The 14,678-nt window shown below is 71.5% G+C and carries 15 protein-coding genes; 6 read left to right on the top strand and 9 right to left on the bottom strand.

What is annotated here, in order from left to right:
* Nucleotides 1-9 precede the first annotated feature (9 nt).
* The 5 genes from BLS99_RS04225 to BLS99_RS04205 form a co-directional block, all read right to left on the bottom strand.
* Nucleotides 10-468, bottom strand: a complete 459-nt coding sequence (locus tag BLS99_RS04225; RefSeq protein WP_091043991.1) for a Clp protease N-terminal domain-containing protein — start codon at nucleotides 466-468, stop codon at nucleotides 10-12.
* A 1-nt stretch (nucleotide 469) separates the two neighbouring features.
* Entirely contained in the window at nucleotides 470-679 is a 210-nt protein-coding gene (locus tag BLS99_RS04220) for a helix-turn-helix domain-containing protein (RefSeq protein ID WP_091043988.1), read from the bottom strand.
* Between the two features lie 56 nt (nucleotides 680-735).
* Nucleotides 736-1,383, bottom strand: coding sequence for a response regulator (locus tag BLS99_RS04215; protein WP_091043984.1), 648 nt, complete (start codon nucleotides 1,381-1,383; stop codon nucleotides 736-738).
* Nucleotides 1,374-2,636 (bottom strand): sensor histidine kinase, encoded by a 1,263-nt coding sequence (locus BLS99_RS04210; RefSeq protein ID WP_091043979.1) that lies wholly within the window; start codon nucleotides 2,634-2,636, stop codon nucleotides 1,374-1,376. The genes BLS99_RS04215 and BLS99_RS04210 overlap by 10 nt, the downstream gene beginning before the upstream one ends.
* Before the next feature lie 79 nt (nucleotides 2,637-2,715).
* Complete coding sequence (locus BLS99_RS04205) at nucleotides 2,716-3,246, bottom strand: DUF6069 family protein (RefSeq protein WP_091043976.1); 531 nt, start codon at nucleotides 3,244-3,246, stop codon at nucleotides 2,716-2,718.
* Between the two features lie 125 nt (nucleotides 3,247-3,371).
* Between BLS99_RS04205 and BLS99_RS04200 the strand changes: the two genes are divergently transcribed.
* From BLS99_RS04200 to truB, 4 genes are all read left to right on the top strand, one after another.
* Entirely contained in the window at nucleotides 3,372-3,668 is a 297-nt protein-coding gene (locus BLS99_RS04200; RefSeq protein WP_091043974.1) for a DUF503 domain-containing protein, read from the top strand.
* Nucleotides 3,669-3,772: 104 nt separating this feature from the next.
* Complete coding sequence (rbfA, locus tag BLS99_RS04195) at nucleotides 3,773-4,225, top strand: 30S ribosome-binding factor RbfA (protein ID WP_091043971.1); 453 nt, start codon at nucleotides 3,773-3,775, stop codon at nucleotides 4,223-4,225.
* The gene (locus tag BLS99_RS04190) at nucleotides 4,222-5,559 is read left to right on the top strand and encodes an MATE family efflux transporter (RefSeq protein ID WP_091043968.1); all 1,338 of its coding nucleotides are present in this window, start codon (nucleotides 4,222-4,224) and stop codon (nucleotides 5,557-5,559) included. The genes rbfA and BLS99_RS04190 overlap by 4 nt, the downstream gene beginning before the upstream one ends.
* 216 nt (nucleotides 5,560-5,775) lie before the next feature.
* A complete protein-coding gene (truB, locus tag BLS99_RS04185) occupies nucleotides 5,776-6,687 on the top strand; it encodes a tRNA pseudouridine(55) synthase TruB (protein ID WP_091043966.1) in 912 nt (303 codons plus the stop codon).
* Nucleotides 6,688-6,941: 254 nt separating this feature from the next.
* Here truB and BLS99_RS04180 read toward each other — a convergent pair whose 3' ends face one another.
* Nucleotides 6,942-7,802, bottom strand: a complete 861-nt coding sequence (locus BLS99_RS04180) for a helix-turn-helix domain-containing protein (RefSeq protein ID WP_091043962.1) — start codon at nucleotides 7,800-7,802, stop codon at nucleotides 6,942-6,944.
* 138 nt (nucleotides 7,803-7,940) lie between these two features.
* On the opposite strand from BLS99_RS04180, the gene BLS99_RS04175 reads away from it, so the two are divergent.
* Nucleotides 7,941-8,588, top strand: a complete 648-nt coding sequence (locus BLS99_RS04175; protein ID WP_091043959.1) for a mycothiol-dependent nitroreductase Rv2466c family protein — start codon at nucleotides 7,941-7,943, stop codon at nucleotides 8,586-8,588.
* Nucleotides 8,589-8,717: 129 nt separating this feature from the next.
* Here the strand turns inward: BLS99_RS04175 and BLS99_RS04170 are convergent, their stop codons facing one another.
* Nucleotides 8,718-9,233, bottom strand: a complete 516-nt coding sequence (locus tag BLS99_RS04170; RefSeq protein ID WP_091043953.1) for a DUF3145 family protein — start codon at nucleotides 9,231-9,233, stop codon at nucleotides 8,718-8,720.
* A 392-nt stretch (nucleotides 9,234-9,625) separates the two neighbouring features.
* Between BLS99_RS04170 and BLS99_RS04165 the strand changes: the two genes are divergently transcribed.
* Nucleotides 9,626-9,973: a hypothetical protein gene (locus tag BLS99_RS04165; protein WP_091043949.1), complete on the top strand. Its 348-nt coding sequence runs from the start codon at nucleotides 9,626-9,628 to the stop codon at nucleotides 9,971-9,973.
* Between the two features lie 195 nt (nucleotides 9,974-10,168).
* Here BLS99_RS04165 and BLS99_RS04160 read toward each other — a convergent pair whose 3' ends face one another.
* Together BLS99_RS04160 and otsB are read right to left on the bottom strand one after the other, a co-directional pair.
* Nucleotides 10,169-12,004 carry a protein kinase domain-containing protein gene (locus BLS99_RS04160; protein ID WP_091043946.1) on the bottom strand — a complete coding sequence of 612 codons (1,836 nt, stop codon included), beginning with the start codon at nucleotides 12,002-12,004 and terminating at the stop codon, nucleotides 10,169-10,171.
* Nucleotides 12,005-12,066: 62 nt separating this feature from the next.
* On the bottom strand, nucleotides 12,067-14,661 hold the full coding sequence (gene otsB, locus BLS99_RS04155) for a trehalose-phosphatase (protein WP_091043942.1): 2,595 nt from the start codon (nucleotides 14,659-14,661) through the stop codon (nucleotides 12,067-12,069).
* Nucleotides 14,662-14,678 lie beyond the last annotated feature (17 nt).

The raw sequence follows: 14,678 nt of genomic DNA, 5'->3' as shown, positions 1-14,678 counted from the left end.
GGACCGGCCCTAGAGCGCGAACAGCTTGGCGCGCACCGCGGCCGGGTCGACGCCGAGCGCGGCGAACAGGTCCGCGACAGGGTCGCGGCGATCGCGTTCGAGCAGGGCCAGCAGCAGGTGCCGGTTCTCGATGCGGCGCGAGCGCGCGCCCGAGGCGAGCGTCAGCGACCGCGCCAGGACGTCCTTCGCCCCGGCGCTGAACTGCGGCGTGCGCCGCTTCGCGGGCACGTCAACGGGCCGGAAGCCCTCCGCGTCCACGCCGACCGAGGCGAGCGCCCTCCGGTCGAGGTCGTCGGCGGCGGCGCGGGCCGCCTCGGCGGTGACGCCGAGCAGGACCTCCCCTTCGCCCTCCTGGAGGACGGCGAGCAGCAGGTGCTCGGTGCCCACGCGGCGGTCGCCCCGCTCGCGCGCCTCGGCGGCGGCGCGGGTGACGGCGGATCTGGCGGTGGCGGCGAATCGTTCGAACATGTCAGCGGCCCTTCCCGTACTTGGCGTGGACGGACTGCCGGGAGACGCCGAGGGCGTCGCCGATCTGCTCCCAGGACCAGCCTTCGCGGCGGGCGAGGTCGACGTGCGCGGCCTCGACCTGCTCGGCGAGCCGGTGCAGCGCACCGACCGCCCGCAGGCCGACGGCGGGGTCGTCGGACCGGATCAGGGCCGACAGGTCGTCAGTGGTCATGCCTGTCAGTCTAGATTGACAACCGCGAAGTCGTCAACCCAGACTGACAAGTGCCACTAGGACCGCAGGTAGGCCAGGACCGCCTTGACCCGGCGGTGGTGGTCCCCGTCCTCGCTGCTGAGCGCGAGCTTGGTGAAGATGTTCCTGATGTGCTTCTCGACCGCGCCGTCGGAGATGAAGAGCTTCTTGCCGATCGCCTTGTTCGAGTGGCCCTCGGCCATGAGGCCCAGGACCTCCTTCTCGCGCGGCGTCAGCGACGCGACGGGGTCGTTCTTGCGGCGCCGGACCATGAGCTGCGAGACCACCTCCGGGTCGAACACGGTCCCCCCGGCGGCGACCCGCCGCAGGGAGTCCATGAAGTCCTCGATGTCGATCACCCGCTCCTTGAGCAGGTACCCGACCGCGCCCCTCGCGTCCGCCAGCAGGTCGTCCGCGTAGGAGACCTCCACGTACTGGCTCAGGATGAGCACGGGCGCGCCCGGGACGACCTCCCGGGCGCGGGTGGCGGCCCGCAGTCCCTCGTCGGTGAACGAGGGCGGCATGCGGACGTCCACCACGGAGACGTCGGGCCGGTGCTCGGCGACCGCCTCCACGAGGGCGTCGCCGTCGCCGACCTCGGCGACCACCTCGCACTCGAACTCCTGGAGGAGCTTCACGAGCCCCGACCGGATGAGCACGGCATCGTCTGCGACGACTACACGCACGGAACCTCCACGACGATCACTGTCGGACCGCCGTCGGGGGAGTCGATGGTCCACTGGCCCTCGACGGCCTTGACCCGGTCGGTGAGGCCCGAGAGCCCGTGCCCCTTCGAGACGTGCGCGCCCCCGACCCCGTTGTCGCCGACCGAGAGCACCAGCCTATCGCCCCAGTCCTCGACCGACACCGTCGCTTTGGTCGCACGCGAGTGCTTGGCCACGTTCGTCAGGCACTCGGCGGTCACGAAGTACACCGTGCTCTCCACCGCCGCCTTGTACCGGCCGTTCAGGTCGGTCTCCAGCTCCACCGGCACGAGCGAGCGCGCCGACAGGGCCGCGAGCGCCGCCTCCAGGCCGCGGTCGGTCAGGATCGGCGGCGCGATGCCGCGCGAGAGCGACCGCAGCTCGTCGATGGTCTCCCTCGTCTGCGCGATCGCCGACTCCAAGGTCTCCTGCGCCGCTTCGGGATTGGTCGCCAACTGGCGCTTGACGCGGGCCAGCTCCATGCCCAGGCCCACCAGGCGCTGCTGCGGACCGTCGTGGATGTCGCGCTCGATGCGCCGCAGCGCGTCCGCCTCCGCGGAGGTCGCCGCCGCCCGGGACTCCTCCAGCTGGTCGATCCGCTCGTGCAGGCCGCTGATCGAGGTGAGCATCCCCTTGCCGATGAGCGCCTGCGCCATCGCCATGCCCCGGATCACCGGGACGATCGTCAGGACCATGACCGCGCCGGCGATGAGCGTCACCGCCGACATCGCCAGGTACGAGTCGCCCCAGCCGAGCCAGGTGGCCGCGATCTCCAGGCCCTGCTCCGACTGGCCCGTGGCGGCGATGACGATCCAGCCCCACAGCGGCCACGTCACCGTCGCGATCGTCACCGCCCACCAGACGACCGCGATCACGAACCCGGCGATCGACACCGGCAGCACCGCGACCGCCCACAGGACGTTCAGCCACGACTGGCCGTCGGTGAGCGCGGTCAGGAACCGCCGCAGCGCCGAGGCGTCCTCGGGGGCCTGCTTGTAGCGCGGGCGGGGCAGCTCGCGGCCCAGGACCCCCGGGAGCATCGAGCGGCCGGCCGCGGCCATGCCGCGCATGGCGAACATCGTGGCCGCGGCGATGGGCACGCCGATCCAGATGACCGCCGTGCCGACGCCGAGGAGGGTCCCGACGAGGCCGATGATGAAGGAGGGCAGGGCGATGAAGAACATCGACAGCAGGTACCCCGTGTCGATCCCCAGTTGCCGGAGGCTTGTACGCATGCCTCAACAGTAGAAAAGCGGGCCGCCCGGTACGACCCGGCGGTCCCGCTTGTTCAAGGTAGGGCAGGCCCTACCCTCCTCACAGCATCCCGTCCCCGCTCACGGTCCGCCCGGCCCGCGTCGCGATCCCCGCGACCGAGTTGAGCAGGCTCATGATGCACAGGCCGATGACCAGGTTGATCGCCGCGGTCGCGATCTGCGACTCGACCTCCGCCGACACGGTGAACGGGATGAGCACGCCCACCGCCACCACCAGCAGCATGATCCAGTTGAAGAACGCCATCGGCCGCGGCATGAGCATCAGCAGCATGTGCACGGCCCCCGTGGCCAGGATCGCGACCCCGAAGGCCCCGAACGCATACGTCGTGGTGGTCGCGTCGCCGTAGGCGCCCGCGTCCGACGGCGAGAGGATGTGGATCCCCAGCACGCCCCGGACCAGCAGGATGCCGACGAGCGCGACCAGCGCCGCGACGACGGCGGTCCCGAACCCGCCCGCCCAGAGTTTCCCCGCGTCCACGCGGGGGCGGTCCTCCGGCTGCGGGTCCACCGCCGGGTAGGGCCGCGTCGGCTGCTCGTAGTTGCGGTCCCAACCGCCCTGCGGTGACGCCATAGCTCCTCCTCGGTCCGTTTCCGGCCTCATATTGGCAGGTACCCGTGACGGAGGTCGCGAAACCGGCGATTTCCGGCAGCCCAAAAGATCTTGGGGAAGTCGGGGCCGGCGCGTAATCTAGAGCGGTGTTCACCGGATGTGCCGAATTCGACCTCCTCCTGCCCCCGGACTCCCGCTCGCTGAAGGCCAAGCGCTCCTACGTGCGCCCGATCGTCGCCTCGCTGCGGAAGTACGAGGTCGCGGTCGCCGAGGTCGGCGACCAGGAAGTCCACGGCCGCACCACGATCGGCGTCGCCGCCGTCGCGGGCGACCACCGCCACGTCGCGGAGGTCCTCGACGCGTGCGAGCACCACGTCGCGGGACGCCCCGAAGTGGAACTCCTCAGCGCCCGGCGGCGCGTCTTCGGCCCCGAGGACGAATGACCGGCGCGAGCGGGTAAGACAAGGAACCGCCCCCGACGACGGGGAGCGGTCGACCAAGGCGCATCCGAACCGAGGTGCGCGTGAAAGCAGAAGGCAGGAGAGCGATGGCAGACGCGGCGAAGCAGGCCCAGGTGTCCAAGCGGGTCATGGAGCTGACCGCCCAGGCGGTCCGCAAACTCAAGGACCCCCGGGTCGGCATGGTCACCATCACCGACGCGCGCATCACCTCGGACCTGCGCGAGGCCACGGTCTTCTACACCGTCCTCGGCGACGAGGACCAGGTCAAGGCGTCCGCGGCGGGCCTGGAGCGCGCCACCGGGCACCTGCGCACCACCGTCGGGCGGGCACTGGGGATGCGCCACACGCCGTCCCTCCAGTTCATCGCCGACACCGTCCCCGACCAGGCCAACCGGATCGAAGAGCTCCTCGCCAAGGCCGCCGCGGCCGACGCCGAGGTCCACAAGATCGCCGAAGGCGCCGCCTACGCCGGCGACGCCAACCCGTACATCGAGAAGGAAGAGCCCGAGGACGAAGCCGGGGACGAGCCCCGGAAGTGACCCCGGCCGCCCCCGCCGACCCGGCCTCGGCCCCTCCGAAGCCGGCCTCCTACCGGAAGATCGCCTCCCTGGCGCTCCCGGCCCTCGTCGTCCTCGCCGCTGAGCCGATCTACCTCCTCATCGACACCGCCGTGGTCGGCCACCTCGGCGCCGTCCCGCTCGCGGGACTCGCCCTCGGCGGCGTCATCATGGGCCTCGCGCCGCTCATCGGCGCGGTCCTCGCCTACGGCACCACCGCCCGGGCCGCCCGCCGCTTCGGCGCGGGCGACCGGGCCGGCGCGGTCGCCGAAGGCGTCCAGGGCACCTGGCTCGCGCTCGCCGCGGGCCTGCTCATGATCGGCCTCATCGAGGTCTTCGCGGGCCCGGTCGCCCGGCTCATGGGCGACGACCCCGCCGTCGAGGCCGCCGCGGCCGAATGGCTCCGCGTGGCGATCCTCGGCGCCCCGTTCCTCCTCGTCGCGGGCGCCGGACAGGGCTGGATGCGCGCCGTCCAGGACACCCGCCGCCCCATGTGGTTCGTCTCCGCCTCCTTCCTCCTCTCGGCGGTCCTCGCGCCGGTCCTCGTCTACCCGGCCGGACTCGGCCTGGTCGGCTCCGCGTGGGCCAACGCCGTCGCGCAGGCTGTCTCCGGCACGCTGTTCCTCCTCGCGCTGCGCCGCGAAGGGGTGAGCCTGCGCGTGGACTGGCCGCTCATGTCGAAGCAGCTGGTCGCCAACGGCGACCTCATCGTCCGCGGCGCCGCGTTCCAGGTGAGCTCGTTCTCCGCCGCGGCCGTGGCCGCCCGGGTCGGCACCGCCGCCCTCGGCGCGCACCAGATCGGCATGCAGCTGTGGTTCTTCGCGGCGCTGGCCCTCGACGCGGTCGCCATCGCGGCCCAGGCCCTCATCGGCGCCGACCTCGGCGCGGGCCGCCCCGACGCCGCGCGGGCCTCCGCCAAGCGGATCACCGTCGTCGGCGTCGGCTACGGCCTGGTGTTCCTGGTCGGGATCTTCGCGCTCCTGCCGGTGCTCCCGGACCTGTTCACCACCGACGCCTCGGTGCACGACCAGCTCGGGCGCATCTGGCCGTGGCTGGTACTGCTGCTGCCCGTCGCGGGCGTGGTGTTCGCCCTTGACGGCGTCCTCATCGGCGCGGGGGACCTGCGGTTCATGCGGAACATGACGGTCATCTCGATCGCGAGCGGCCTGCCGTTCACATGGCTGACGCTCGTGTTCGGCTGGGGCCTCACGGGGATCTGGGGCGGCATCGCCGTCTTCATGCTCGTGCGGCTCGGACTCATCCTGTGGCGCTTGCGATCCGGTGACTGGGCCGTCACCGGGGCCGAGCGCGCCTGAGGAAATCCGTCTCACCATGTGAATTCGGCGTAGTGCGGCACCTGAACCTCCGTTAAGGTTTCCAGGATGAAGACTGATTCATCGCCTCGCCGGAAGCGTCATGCCCGTCCCAATAATTGGGATGAAGAGAAGGCGGAGGCGCTGCGCGCCCTCCAGGAGTCCCTCGACCGCCACCAGTAACCGCCCCGCGCCGGCGGCCCATTAGCCTGGACCACCGTGAGCGCAGCGCAGAACGGTCCCCAGCCGGGCCTCATCGTCGTCGACAAGCCCCAGGGCATCACCTCCCACGGGGTCGTGGCCCGGATGCGCCGCATCTGCGGCACCCGCAAGGTGGGCCACGGCGGCACGCTCGACCCGATGGCCACCGGCGTGCTGATCGTCGCGGTCGGCAAGGCCACGAAGCTGCTCACCTACGTGTCGGGCCTCGACAAGTCCTATGCCGCGACGATCCGCCTCGGCCAGTCCACGGTGACCGACGACGCCGAGGGCGACACGACCGCGACCGCCGACGCCTCCGCGGTCCCCGAAGCCGCGATCCGCGCCGCGCTCGCGGCCATGACCGGCGAGATCGACCAGGTCCCGAGCGCCGTGAGCGCCGTCAAGATCGACGGGCAGCGCGCCTACAAGCTCGTTCGCGACGGCGAGGCCGTCGAACTCAAGCCCCGCCGCGTCACCATCGCCGCCATCGAGATCCTCGCGATCCGCCGCGAAGGCGCCTTCACCGATGTCGACGTCGACGTCTCGTGCTCCTCGGGCACCTACATCCGGGCCATCGCCCGCGACCTCGGCACCGCCCTCGAAGTGGGCGGCCACCTGACCGCACTGCGCCGCACCAGGATCGGCGGCTTCGGCCTCGACACCGCCGCCGCCCTGGAGACCCTGGCCGAGTGCTCCGACGCGGGCGAACCGCTCGGCGCGCTCACGATGGGCGAGGCCGCGGCCCGCCTCATGCCGACCCGCACCGCCACGCCTGCCGAGGCCAAGTCCCTCTCCTACGGCAAGCCCCTTGCGGCCGTGGGCATCGCGGGCCGCTACGCCGTCCTCGACGAAGCGGGTGAACTCCTCGCGGTCCTCCTCGAGTCGGGAGACACCGCGAAGCCGGAGACGGTGTTCGTGGCAGCGAATTAGGGCAGAGTGCGGCAGCGAACCAGGGCACAGCGCCGCAGCGAGCTAGGGCACAGCGTGGCAGCGAACCAGGGCACAGTGCGGCAGCGAGCGAGAGCACAGCGCGGCGGCGAGCTGAAGCACCCGCGCGACAGTGACTGTTAGCCAAAGCACGTCGGCCCGACGAGCCCACCGCCCGCGTTCTGTCGGACCCCTGCGGCACCGTTGAAAACCGGGGGCCCAACCCCGAGGTCCCGGCGGGTCCTTGGGGTGCACGACTACCGGCGCGGCTCCAGGATCTCGCTGCGGAAGGCGATCGGCGTGCGGCCCGTGCGCTGGGCGAAGAACTTGTTGAAGTTCGTGGCGCTGGAGAAGCCCAGGCGCTCGCCGATGCGGGCCGCGGGGGTCGCCGAGCATGCGAGCATGCGCTTGGCCTCCAGCACCACCCGCCGGTCGATGAACTCCTTGGCGGGCATGCCGACCGCCGCGATCGTCGCTCGCGAGAGCGTCCTCGGCGAGCACGCCAGGGCCTCGGCGTAGTCGCTCAACGTCCGCGTGTTCGCGAAGTCCCGCTCCACCGCGTCGCGGAACGACAGGTACACCTCGCCCTGCTCGCTCCCCGCCGACACCGCCGGCAGGCTCGCCACCCGCAGCACCAGCACCGCGAGCAGGTGCCGCAGCACCTGCCGCCGGGTGTCGGGCGCGAGGCGGTCGGCCGAGTGCTCCCACTGGAGCTGCGTCATCGCGGCCCGCAGCAGCGCGTGGTCTTCAGCGGCCGGCGCGCGCAGCACCGGCGCGTGCGGGTCGTCCGCGCACACCCCGATCGCGGTGTCGGGGTCGAGGAATCCGGTCGCGAACCGGATGAGCACACCTTCGGCGCGGTCGAGGTCGCCCCACCGCTGCACCTGCCCGGGCCGTGCCCACAGCCACTGGCCCGGGGCGATCGCGTGCTCGCGGAAGTCGACGGCGTGCCGCAGCGCGCCCGAGGTGAGCGTGACGAGGCAGTGCCGGTCCGGCCGGAACGGCCGCGTGAGCCCGGCGGCGCCCGCGCGCAGCCGCGCGAGCGTGAGGATCTCGAACGACGGGGCCGGAGCGGCGCCGAACGGCTCGGGGCCGAACTCGGCGGGGCTTTCGAACATGCGGCCCGTTATGTCATCTTGTCGCGTATTCACCAGCATCAGCGGCAAGTTTATCCTTTTTATCGGGATTGGGAGTGGGTTCGGATCATAGTGACGAGGCGCCTGGGAACTAGTTCAAATTGAAAGTACTCTAGGCGCATGACACAACCCAAGACCGTCGACTTCTGGTTCGATCCCGCCTGCCCGTGGGCGTGGATGACCTCACGCTGGATCATCGAGGCCGCGAAGCACCGCGACCTGGACGTGCGCTGGAACGTCATGAGCCTCTTCGTCCTCAACGAGCCCAAGCTCGACGAGCTCCCCGAGGGCTACCGCGAGTTCTTGCCCGCGACCCTCCCCGCCGTCCGCGTGGCGACCGCCGTCGCCGAGCAGTACGACAACGCGACGCTCGGCCGCCTCTACACCGCCCTCGGCAACCGCATCCACCTCCGCAAGGAGCGCGACGCCGACGCCTACCTCCCGTCGGCCCTCGAAGCGGTCGGCCTCCCGGTCGAGCTCGCCGCGGCCGCGAAGACCGACGAGTGGGACGAGGCCCTGCGCGCCTCGCACCAGCGCGGCATCGGCCTGGTCGGCACCGACGTCGGCACGCCCGTCGTCGCGGTCGAGAACGACGAGGGCGTCAAGGTCGGCCTCTTCGGCCCGGTCGTGACCCCCGCCCCGCAGGGCGAGGCCGCCGCGAAGCTGTGGGACGGCGTCTACGCCGTGACCACGACGCCGGGCTTCTACGAGCTCAAGCGCTCGCGCACCGACGGCCCGAACTTCGACAACCTCGTCGACGACCTCTAGAACGACCGCCTCGAAAGCGACGAACTCCGGAGCGGCGACCGCTAGGGCGACGACCCCGGGAACGGCGACCTCCGAGGCGCAGCGGAACGGCCGCAACGCGATCGCGTTGCGGCCGTTCCTGTTCTGCGTCTAGCTGACCTGGGAGAGCCAGGACTGCTCGGTGCCGCCGGCGGCCTGCCGGTACGGCGCGAGCTCCCGCTCCCACTCCAGGCCCAGGAGCTGGTCCAGCCCCGAGCGCAGCGCCTCGGCGCTGGTGGTCGTCGCCAGGAGCGCGCGGATGCGGTCCTCGGCGATCATGATGTCGCCGCTGGCGCTCATCGCGGCGCGGTAGGCGCCGCGGCCGGGGACGTGCATGATGCGCTCGCCGTCGACGCCCGCGCTCGGGAGCTCGGTGACCTCGAAGCGGAGCATCGGCCACTGCGCGAGGGCCTTCGCGAACTCGGCGCCCATGCCGGCGTAGCCGGTCCAGGCGCGCTCGGCGCGCATGGTGCCGCGCTCGGCGTCCTGCGGGGACCAGCCCAGCTTCACCGTTCCCTGCCGCGAGGTGCCGCCGGAGCTCTCCAGGACACGCCCGATCGCCCACTCGACGTGCGGGCACACGGCCAGCGGGCTGGAGTGGATGTAGATCACGCCGCGTGTCTGCATCGCGCACCTCCTTGGGAATCGGCGTATCTGAGTACTGGCTCACTCCTTGTGGTCATCTGGATACGACTTGAAGTCGCCCAACGGGTATCGGCCGGGCCGATGAAGGGATGAACTCGGACCCGGCGCGCTATTCCGCTCTGTTACATACTGACAGCTTCGAAAGCATCGCGCTAGGCTTAAACGGCTCCGGGCACTCACTTTTTCGATCATTCGATGTGTCACACCTGGTCTATGTGCTAGTCGTCGCAGGCCGCACCTGAGCTACACTTGCGCATGACCGGCATACTGTCGGTTTTCTTTTGTGGTCCAACCCAGGTTCAGTGCCAGTCTTCGGGGCTGCTCTTCCTGCGTGAGACCGAGATCCGTCTACACGACATGGTGAGGAGACCGGCGTGGCAGCCAACACTTCCAAGACAGCACGCGCTTCCGTCAAGGCCGGCCAGGGCAAGGGCGCCGCGGGCCTCAGCGTCCTGGGCGAGTTCAAGTACCTGATCCCGCTCAACGGCGGCAAGCACGTCTACCTGCGCAACCTGACCGACGGCAAGACCCTGCACCTCGCCACCGGCTCCGAGGCGTTCACCGAGGCCGTCAAGGCCCTGGCCGCCGCCGGCCACGGCGAGAAGATCAAGGTCGAGATCGAGGGCCTCGCGGCCAAGCAGCCCGCCGAGCAGGGCTGGGACACCACCCTGAAGTCCCTCGAAGAGGCCGGCGCGTTCTCCGCCGAAGCCGTCGCCGCCTAGGTTTCGCACCCGCGACAGCAGCGCTCCATGCCCTCCGGGCGTGGGGCGCATTTCTTTGGGCGCCGAATATCCATTCGAACAAATGATCGAATGACCATTCGGCGCCCAATTCCTGCAACTGCGGAATGCACTCCCGGATTGGCACTGCCGAGTGGGGGACTTCACCCGATCGGGCGGCCCTTATCGGGTATTCGGTCAATCTCCGAGATCGGCCGTGCACACGGGTTCGGACATCGGCACCTCGTCGACCGACCACAGTGCGCTCACCTGGAAGCAGTAGTCCTGGTCCGGGCTGAACCCGGCCGTGGTGAACTCGGTCTCCAGCGTCCCCTCGGTGTTCAGCGCCTCGGCCCGGTCGTCGCCCACGCGCTGCGCGAACACGATGTAGCGCAACGTGTCCGTGGCCCCCTCCGGCTCCGTCCACGACAGCGTCACCTCGCCCGCGTCCCACGAGTCGATTGCCACGGCGGTCGGCGCGCCCTGCCCCTCGGTGTTCGCCCGGTCCAGATCGCCCTCGTCCTGGTTCGGCAGGATCAGCCACAGCCACGCGGCCATCACGAGCCCCAGGACCACCGTGATCGCCAGACCCAGGTACACGTACCCCTTGAGGCTCCGCGTGTCCTTCTGGCGCGCCTGGACCTGCTTGGCGGGCTTGTACGCCTTGGTCTTGCGCTGCTTCGCGCCGTCCCGGCCGATCACCGGCGGCGCGAACACCTGCTCCGGCTGCGCCGGGTGCCCCGACACCGGCGGGGCCGCCTGCTGCGCCGTCCACGGCGAGGGCGGCGGCTGCATGCTCACCGGCGCCTGCGGCGGCGCCGAGTACGGGGCGATGTGCGGCGCCGCGGACGCCGGAGCGCCCGAGAACGGCTGCGCGGACATCGGCGCCCCCGAGAACGGCGCGGCCGAGACCGGCGGCGCCGCCATGGGCGCCCCGCTCAGCTGCGGCCCGTTCAGCTGCGCGTACCGCGGGTCCACCGCGTGGCCCAGCTGCGACCCGAACCCGCCCCCGGTGCCCCCGCCGGTCATCCCGCCCGCGGTCGAACCGAGCGTGTTCCCGTACTCCGAGTGCGGCATCGGCGGATGCTGCACGGGCGCGAACGGGTCGAGCGGCACCCGCGTGCCCCGCGAGGCCACCTCGGGCCGGTACACCGTCTCCTCGTTCGAGACGTCCCCGATCACCGACGGCGCCGCGGCCTTGCCGACCCCGCCGCCGTACATGCCCCGCTGGAGCTCCTCGGCGAACGCCTCGCACGAGGCCGGGCGCCGCGCCGGGTCCCGCGACAGGCTCCGCACGAGCAGGCCCTCCAGCCACTCGGGGACGTCGTCGCGGGGGAGCTTCGGCGGCGGCTCGTCGGAGGTCACGCGCTGGCGGTGCGTGTCGGGGTCCGTGCCGCCCGCGGGGTTCGCGAACGGCGCGTACCCGGCGAGGAGGTGCCACATGCTGGAGGCGAGGCTGAACAGGTCGCTCGCGGGCGTCTGCGCCTGGCGCAGCAGCGCCTCGGGCGAGGCGTGGAGCGGGGTGAGCTTGTCGATGGCGGCCGTCGCCGCCAGCGCCGCGGCGGTCCGGGCGATCCCGAAGTCCGCGAGCGCGGGCCCGTACTGGCCGCGGAGGATGTTCTGCGGCTTGACGTCCCGGTGGAGGATGTCCGCGTGGTGGGCGGCCTGGAGGGCCTGCCCGATCTTGACGCCGACGTCGAGCACGTCCGGCACCGGCAGCGGGCCGTTCGCTTTGAGGATCGCCGAGTAGGAGCCGCCCTCGCAGTACTCCATGACGATGAACGGCTGCCCGGCCTCGGTGTGCCCGGTGTCGATGATCGAGACGATGTGGGGGTGGTTGGAGACCGCGACGGTGGCCTCGAGCTCCTTCTCGACCGAGTCGGCGGTGGTCATGTCGTCGTCGACGAGGAGGACCTTCACGGCCACGGTGCGGTCGAGGCGCTCCTGCACGGCGCGGTACACGAACGCGGTCGACCCGTGCGCGACCATCTCGAAGTCGCGGAATCCGGGGATGGCCGGTGTGGGGAGGCTCAAGGCGGGGGCTCTCTGCCGGGGACAACTGTCCCGTCCAGATTAGCCCCCGCCCCGAGTCCTCCTCAGATGCGTCCGGCGGTGCCGTTGAGCAGGTTCGCGACCCGGATCAGCCCCAGGTGCGAGTACGCCTGCGGGTGGTTGCCCAGCCCGCGCTCGGCGATCGGGTCCCACTGCTCGGGCAGCAGGCCCGTCGGGCCCGCGCACGCGAGGATCTGCTCGAACAGCTCCTCGGCGTCGGTGCGGCGGTCCACCTGGAGGTACGCCTCGGCGAGCCACGCGGCGCAGATGATGAACCCGCCCTCGGTGCCAGGCAGGCCGTCGTCGCGGTGGTAGCGGTACACGGTCGGCCCCGAGCGCAGTCCGGCCTCGATCTTGAGGACGGTGCGCAGGTACCGCGGGTCGTCCGGCGGGAGCAGGCCCGAGAGCCCGATCCACAGGGACGCCGCGTCGAGGTCGTCGTGGCCGTACGCGGCCGTGTACGCGCCGATCTCGTCGTTCCAGCCCAGTTCGAGCACGTTCTTCGCGATCTGGTCGCGCAGCTCGGGCCACTCGGGCTTGTACTCCATGCCGAACTGCTCGGCGACCTTCATCGCGCGGTCGACGGTCACCCAGCACATGACCTTGGAGTACACGTGGTGCCGCGGGGCCTGGCGGGCCTCCCAGATGCCGTGGTCGGGCTCGTGCCAGCGCTTGGCGACGGCCTCGACCATGCTCGCCATGACGCGCTCCTCGAACTCCGAGAGGTGCCCGCGGCGCTGGGCCACGGACTCGATGAGCATCGCGACCGGGCCGAACACGTCCAGCTGGACCTGGTTCGACGCGGCGTTGTTGATGCGCACCGGCCGCGCCCCGGCGTACCCGGGCAGCGTGTCGATGATGGCCTCGGGGCTGGGGGCCTGGCCCTCGATGTCGTAGAGCGGGGCGAGCCGCTCGGGGTGCCCGGCGGTGCGCTCCAGGATCCCGGCGATCCACGCGAAGTAGGACTCGGCCTCCTGGAGCGAGCCGAGGTCGACCAGCGCGTTCGCGGTCATCGCGGCGTCGCGGATCCAGCAGAACCGGTAGTCCCAGTTGCGGACCCCGCCGAGCTCCTCGGGCAGCGAGGTGGTGCCGGCGGCGAGGATCGCGCCGGTCGGCTGGTAGCACAGGGCCTTGAGCGTCAAGGCGGATCGCCCGACGGTCTCGGACTCGATGCGCGGCAGCTTGAGCGAGTCGGACCAGTTGCGCCAGCCCGCCTCGGTGGTGCGGCGGCGGACGTGGACCGGCGGGCGCCATTCGCTGATGTCGTCGATCCCGGCGCGCATCTCGATCACCAGCGACCCGCCGGTCTGGGCGAGGTCGACGGTGGCGACGGCCAGCGAGTGCTGCCCGTCGTACTCGATGTGCCACTCCACGCCCGGGGACCGCAGGCTGATGGGCTCGCGGCCGCCGAGGACCTTGAGGCCGTCGTCGCCGACGGGCTGGAGCTGCACGGGCAGCTGCCCGAACTCCGGACGCGGCGCGAACGTGATCTTGACGGGGATCTCCCCGGTGATCTCGCGGACCAGGACCGTGGCGTTGAGGTCGCCGCGGCGGCGCGGGGTCGAGTCGAGCCAGTCGGTGACCGACAGGCCCGACCAGCGGGTCTCGACGGTCATCGTCCCGGCCACGTACCGCTGGCCGAGCGGGATGCCCGCGCTGACCGGCTGCACGGTGAAGTGCCCGGCGTGGTCGCCGCCGAGCAGGTCGGCGAAGACCGAGCCCGAGTCGGGCTTGGGGTGGCACATCCAGGTGACGCGGCCCTCGGGGGTGAGCAGCGCGTGGTTGGCGCCGTCGGCGAGCATCGAGTGACGCTCGATGAGCTGCGCGGACTCGCCCTGGAGCCAGGCCCGGCGGGTGTCGACGAGGTTGGCGAGGAGGACCGCGACCGCCTCGGGGTCGGCGATCCGGTACGCGGCCCGGGTGGGGCCGGGGCCGATCCGGACGCCGACGTCGGGGCCGTGGAGGTGCGCGAACGCGTTCTCGTCGGTGACGTCGTCGCCCAGGAACAGGACCGCGGAGGCCCCGAGCTGGTGGCGGAGCTTGTCGAGGGCGTCGCCCTTGTGGGTGGCGACCACGGACAGGTCGATGACGGCCTTGCCCTCGGTGGTCTGCACGCCGTCCCACGACGAGGGGCCCTCGCGGACGTCCTCGACGGCGGCGAGCGCGTGCTCGTCGGTGCTCTCGCGCACGTGCAGCGCCGCACCCGCGGGCTTGGGCTCCACGCGGGCGCCCTCGTAGCGTTCGGCGATCGCGGACAGCTCGGCGACGAGCTTGTCGCGCAGCCGCTGGTCCTCGCTGGAGAGCGCCCGGGTGAAGCCGATGTCGAACTCGGACCCGTGGGATCCGACCAGGTGTACCTCTGAAGGCAGGCGGGACAGGGCCGCCAGGTCGCGCAGGGCGCGACCGGAGATGACCGCGACCTTGGTCTGCGGCAGGTTCGCGAGCGTCCGCAGGGCCGACACCGACTCGGGGATCGGTTTGGCCTGCGAGGGGTCGGTCACAATGGGGGCGAGCGTGCCGTCGTAGTCGCACGCGATCAGCAGCTGCGGAACGCGTGCGAGCAGGGTGAGGGCCGAGCGGAGCTCTTCGGAGGACCCTGGGGCCTCCGGAGCACGGCCCTCTGGGCTAGGTGCGGTCATCTTGGCGTATCTCTCCA

This window comes from Glycomyces sambucus, from assembly GCF_900102815.1.
Taxonomy (GTDB): Bacteria; Actinomycetota; Actinomycetes; order Mycobacteriales; family Micromonosporaceae; genus Glycomyces; species Glycomyces sambucus.
The sequence above is the reverse complement of the archived record's forward strand: the minus strand, read 5'-3'. Positions and strand labels throughout refer to the sequence as shown.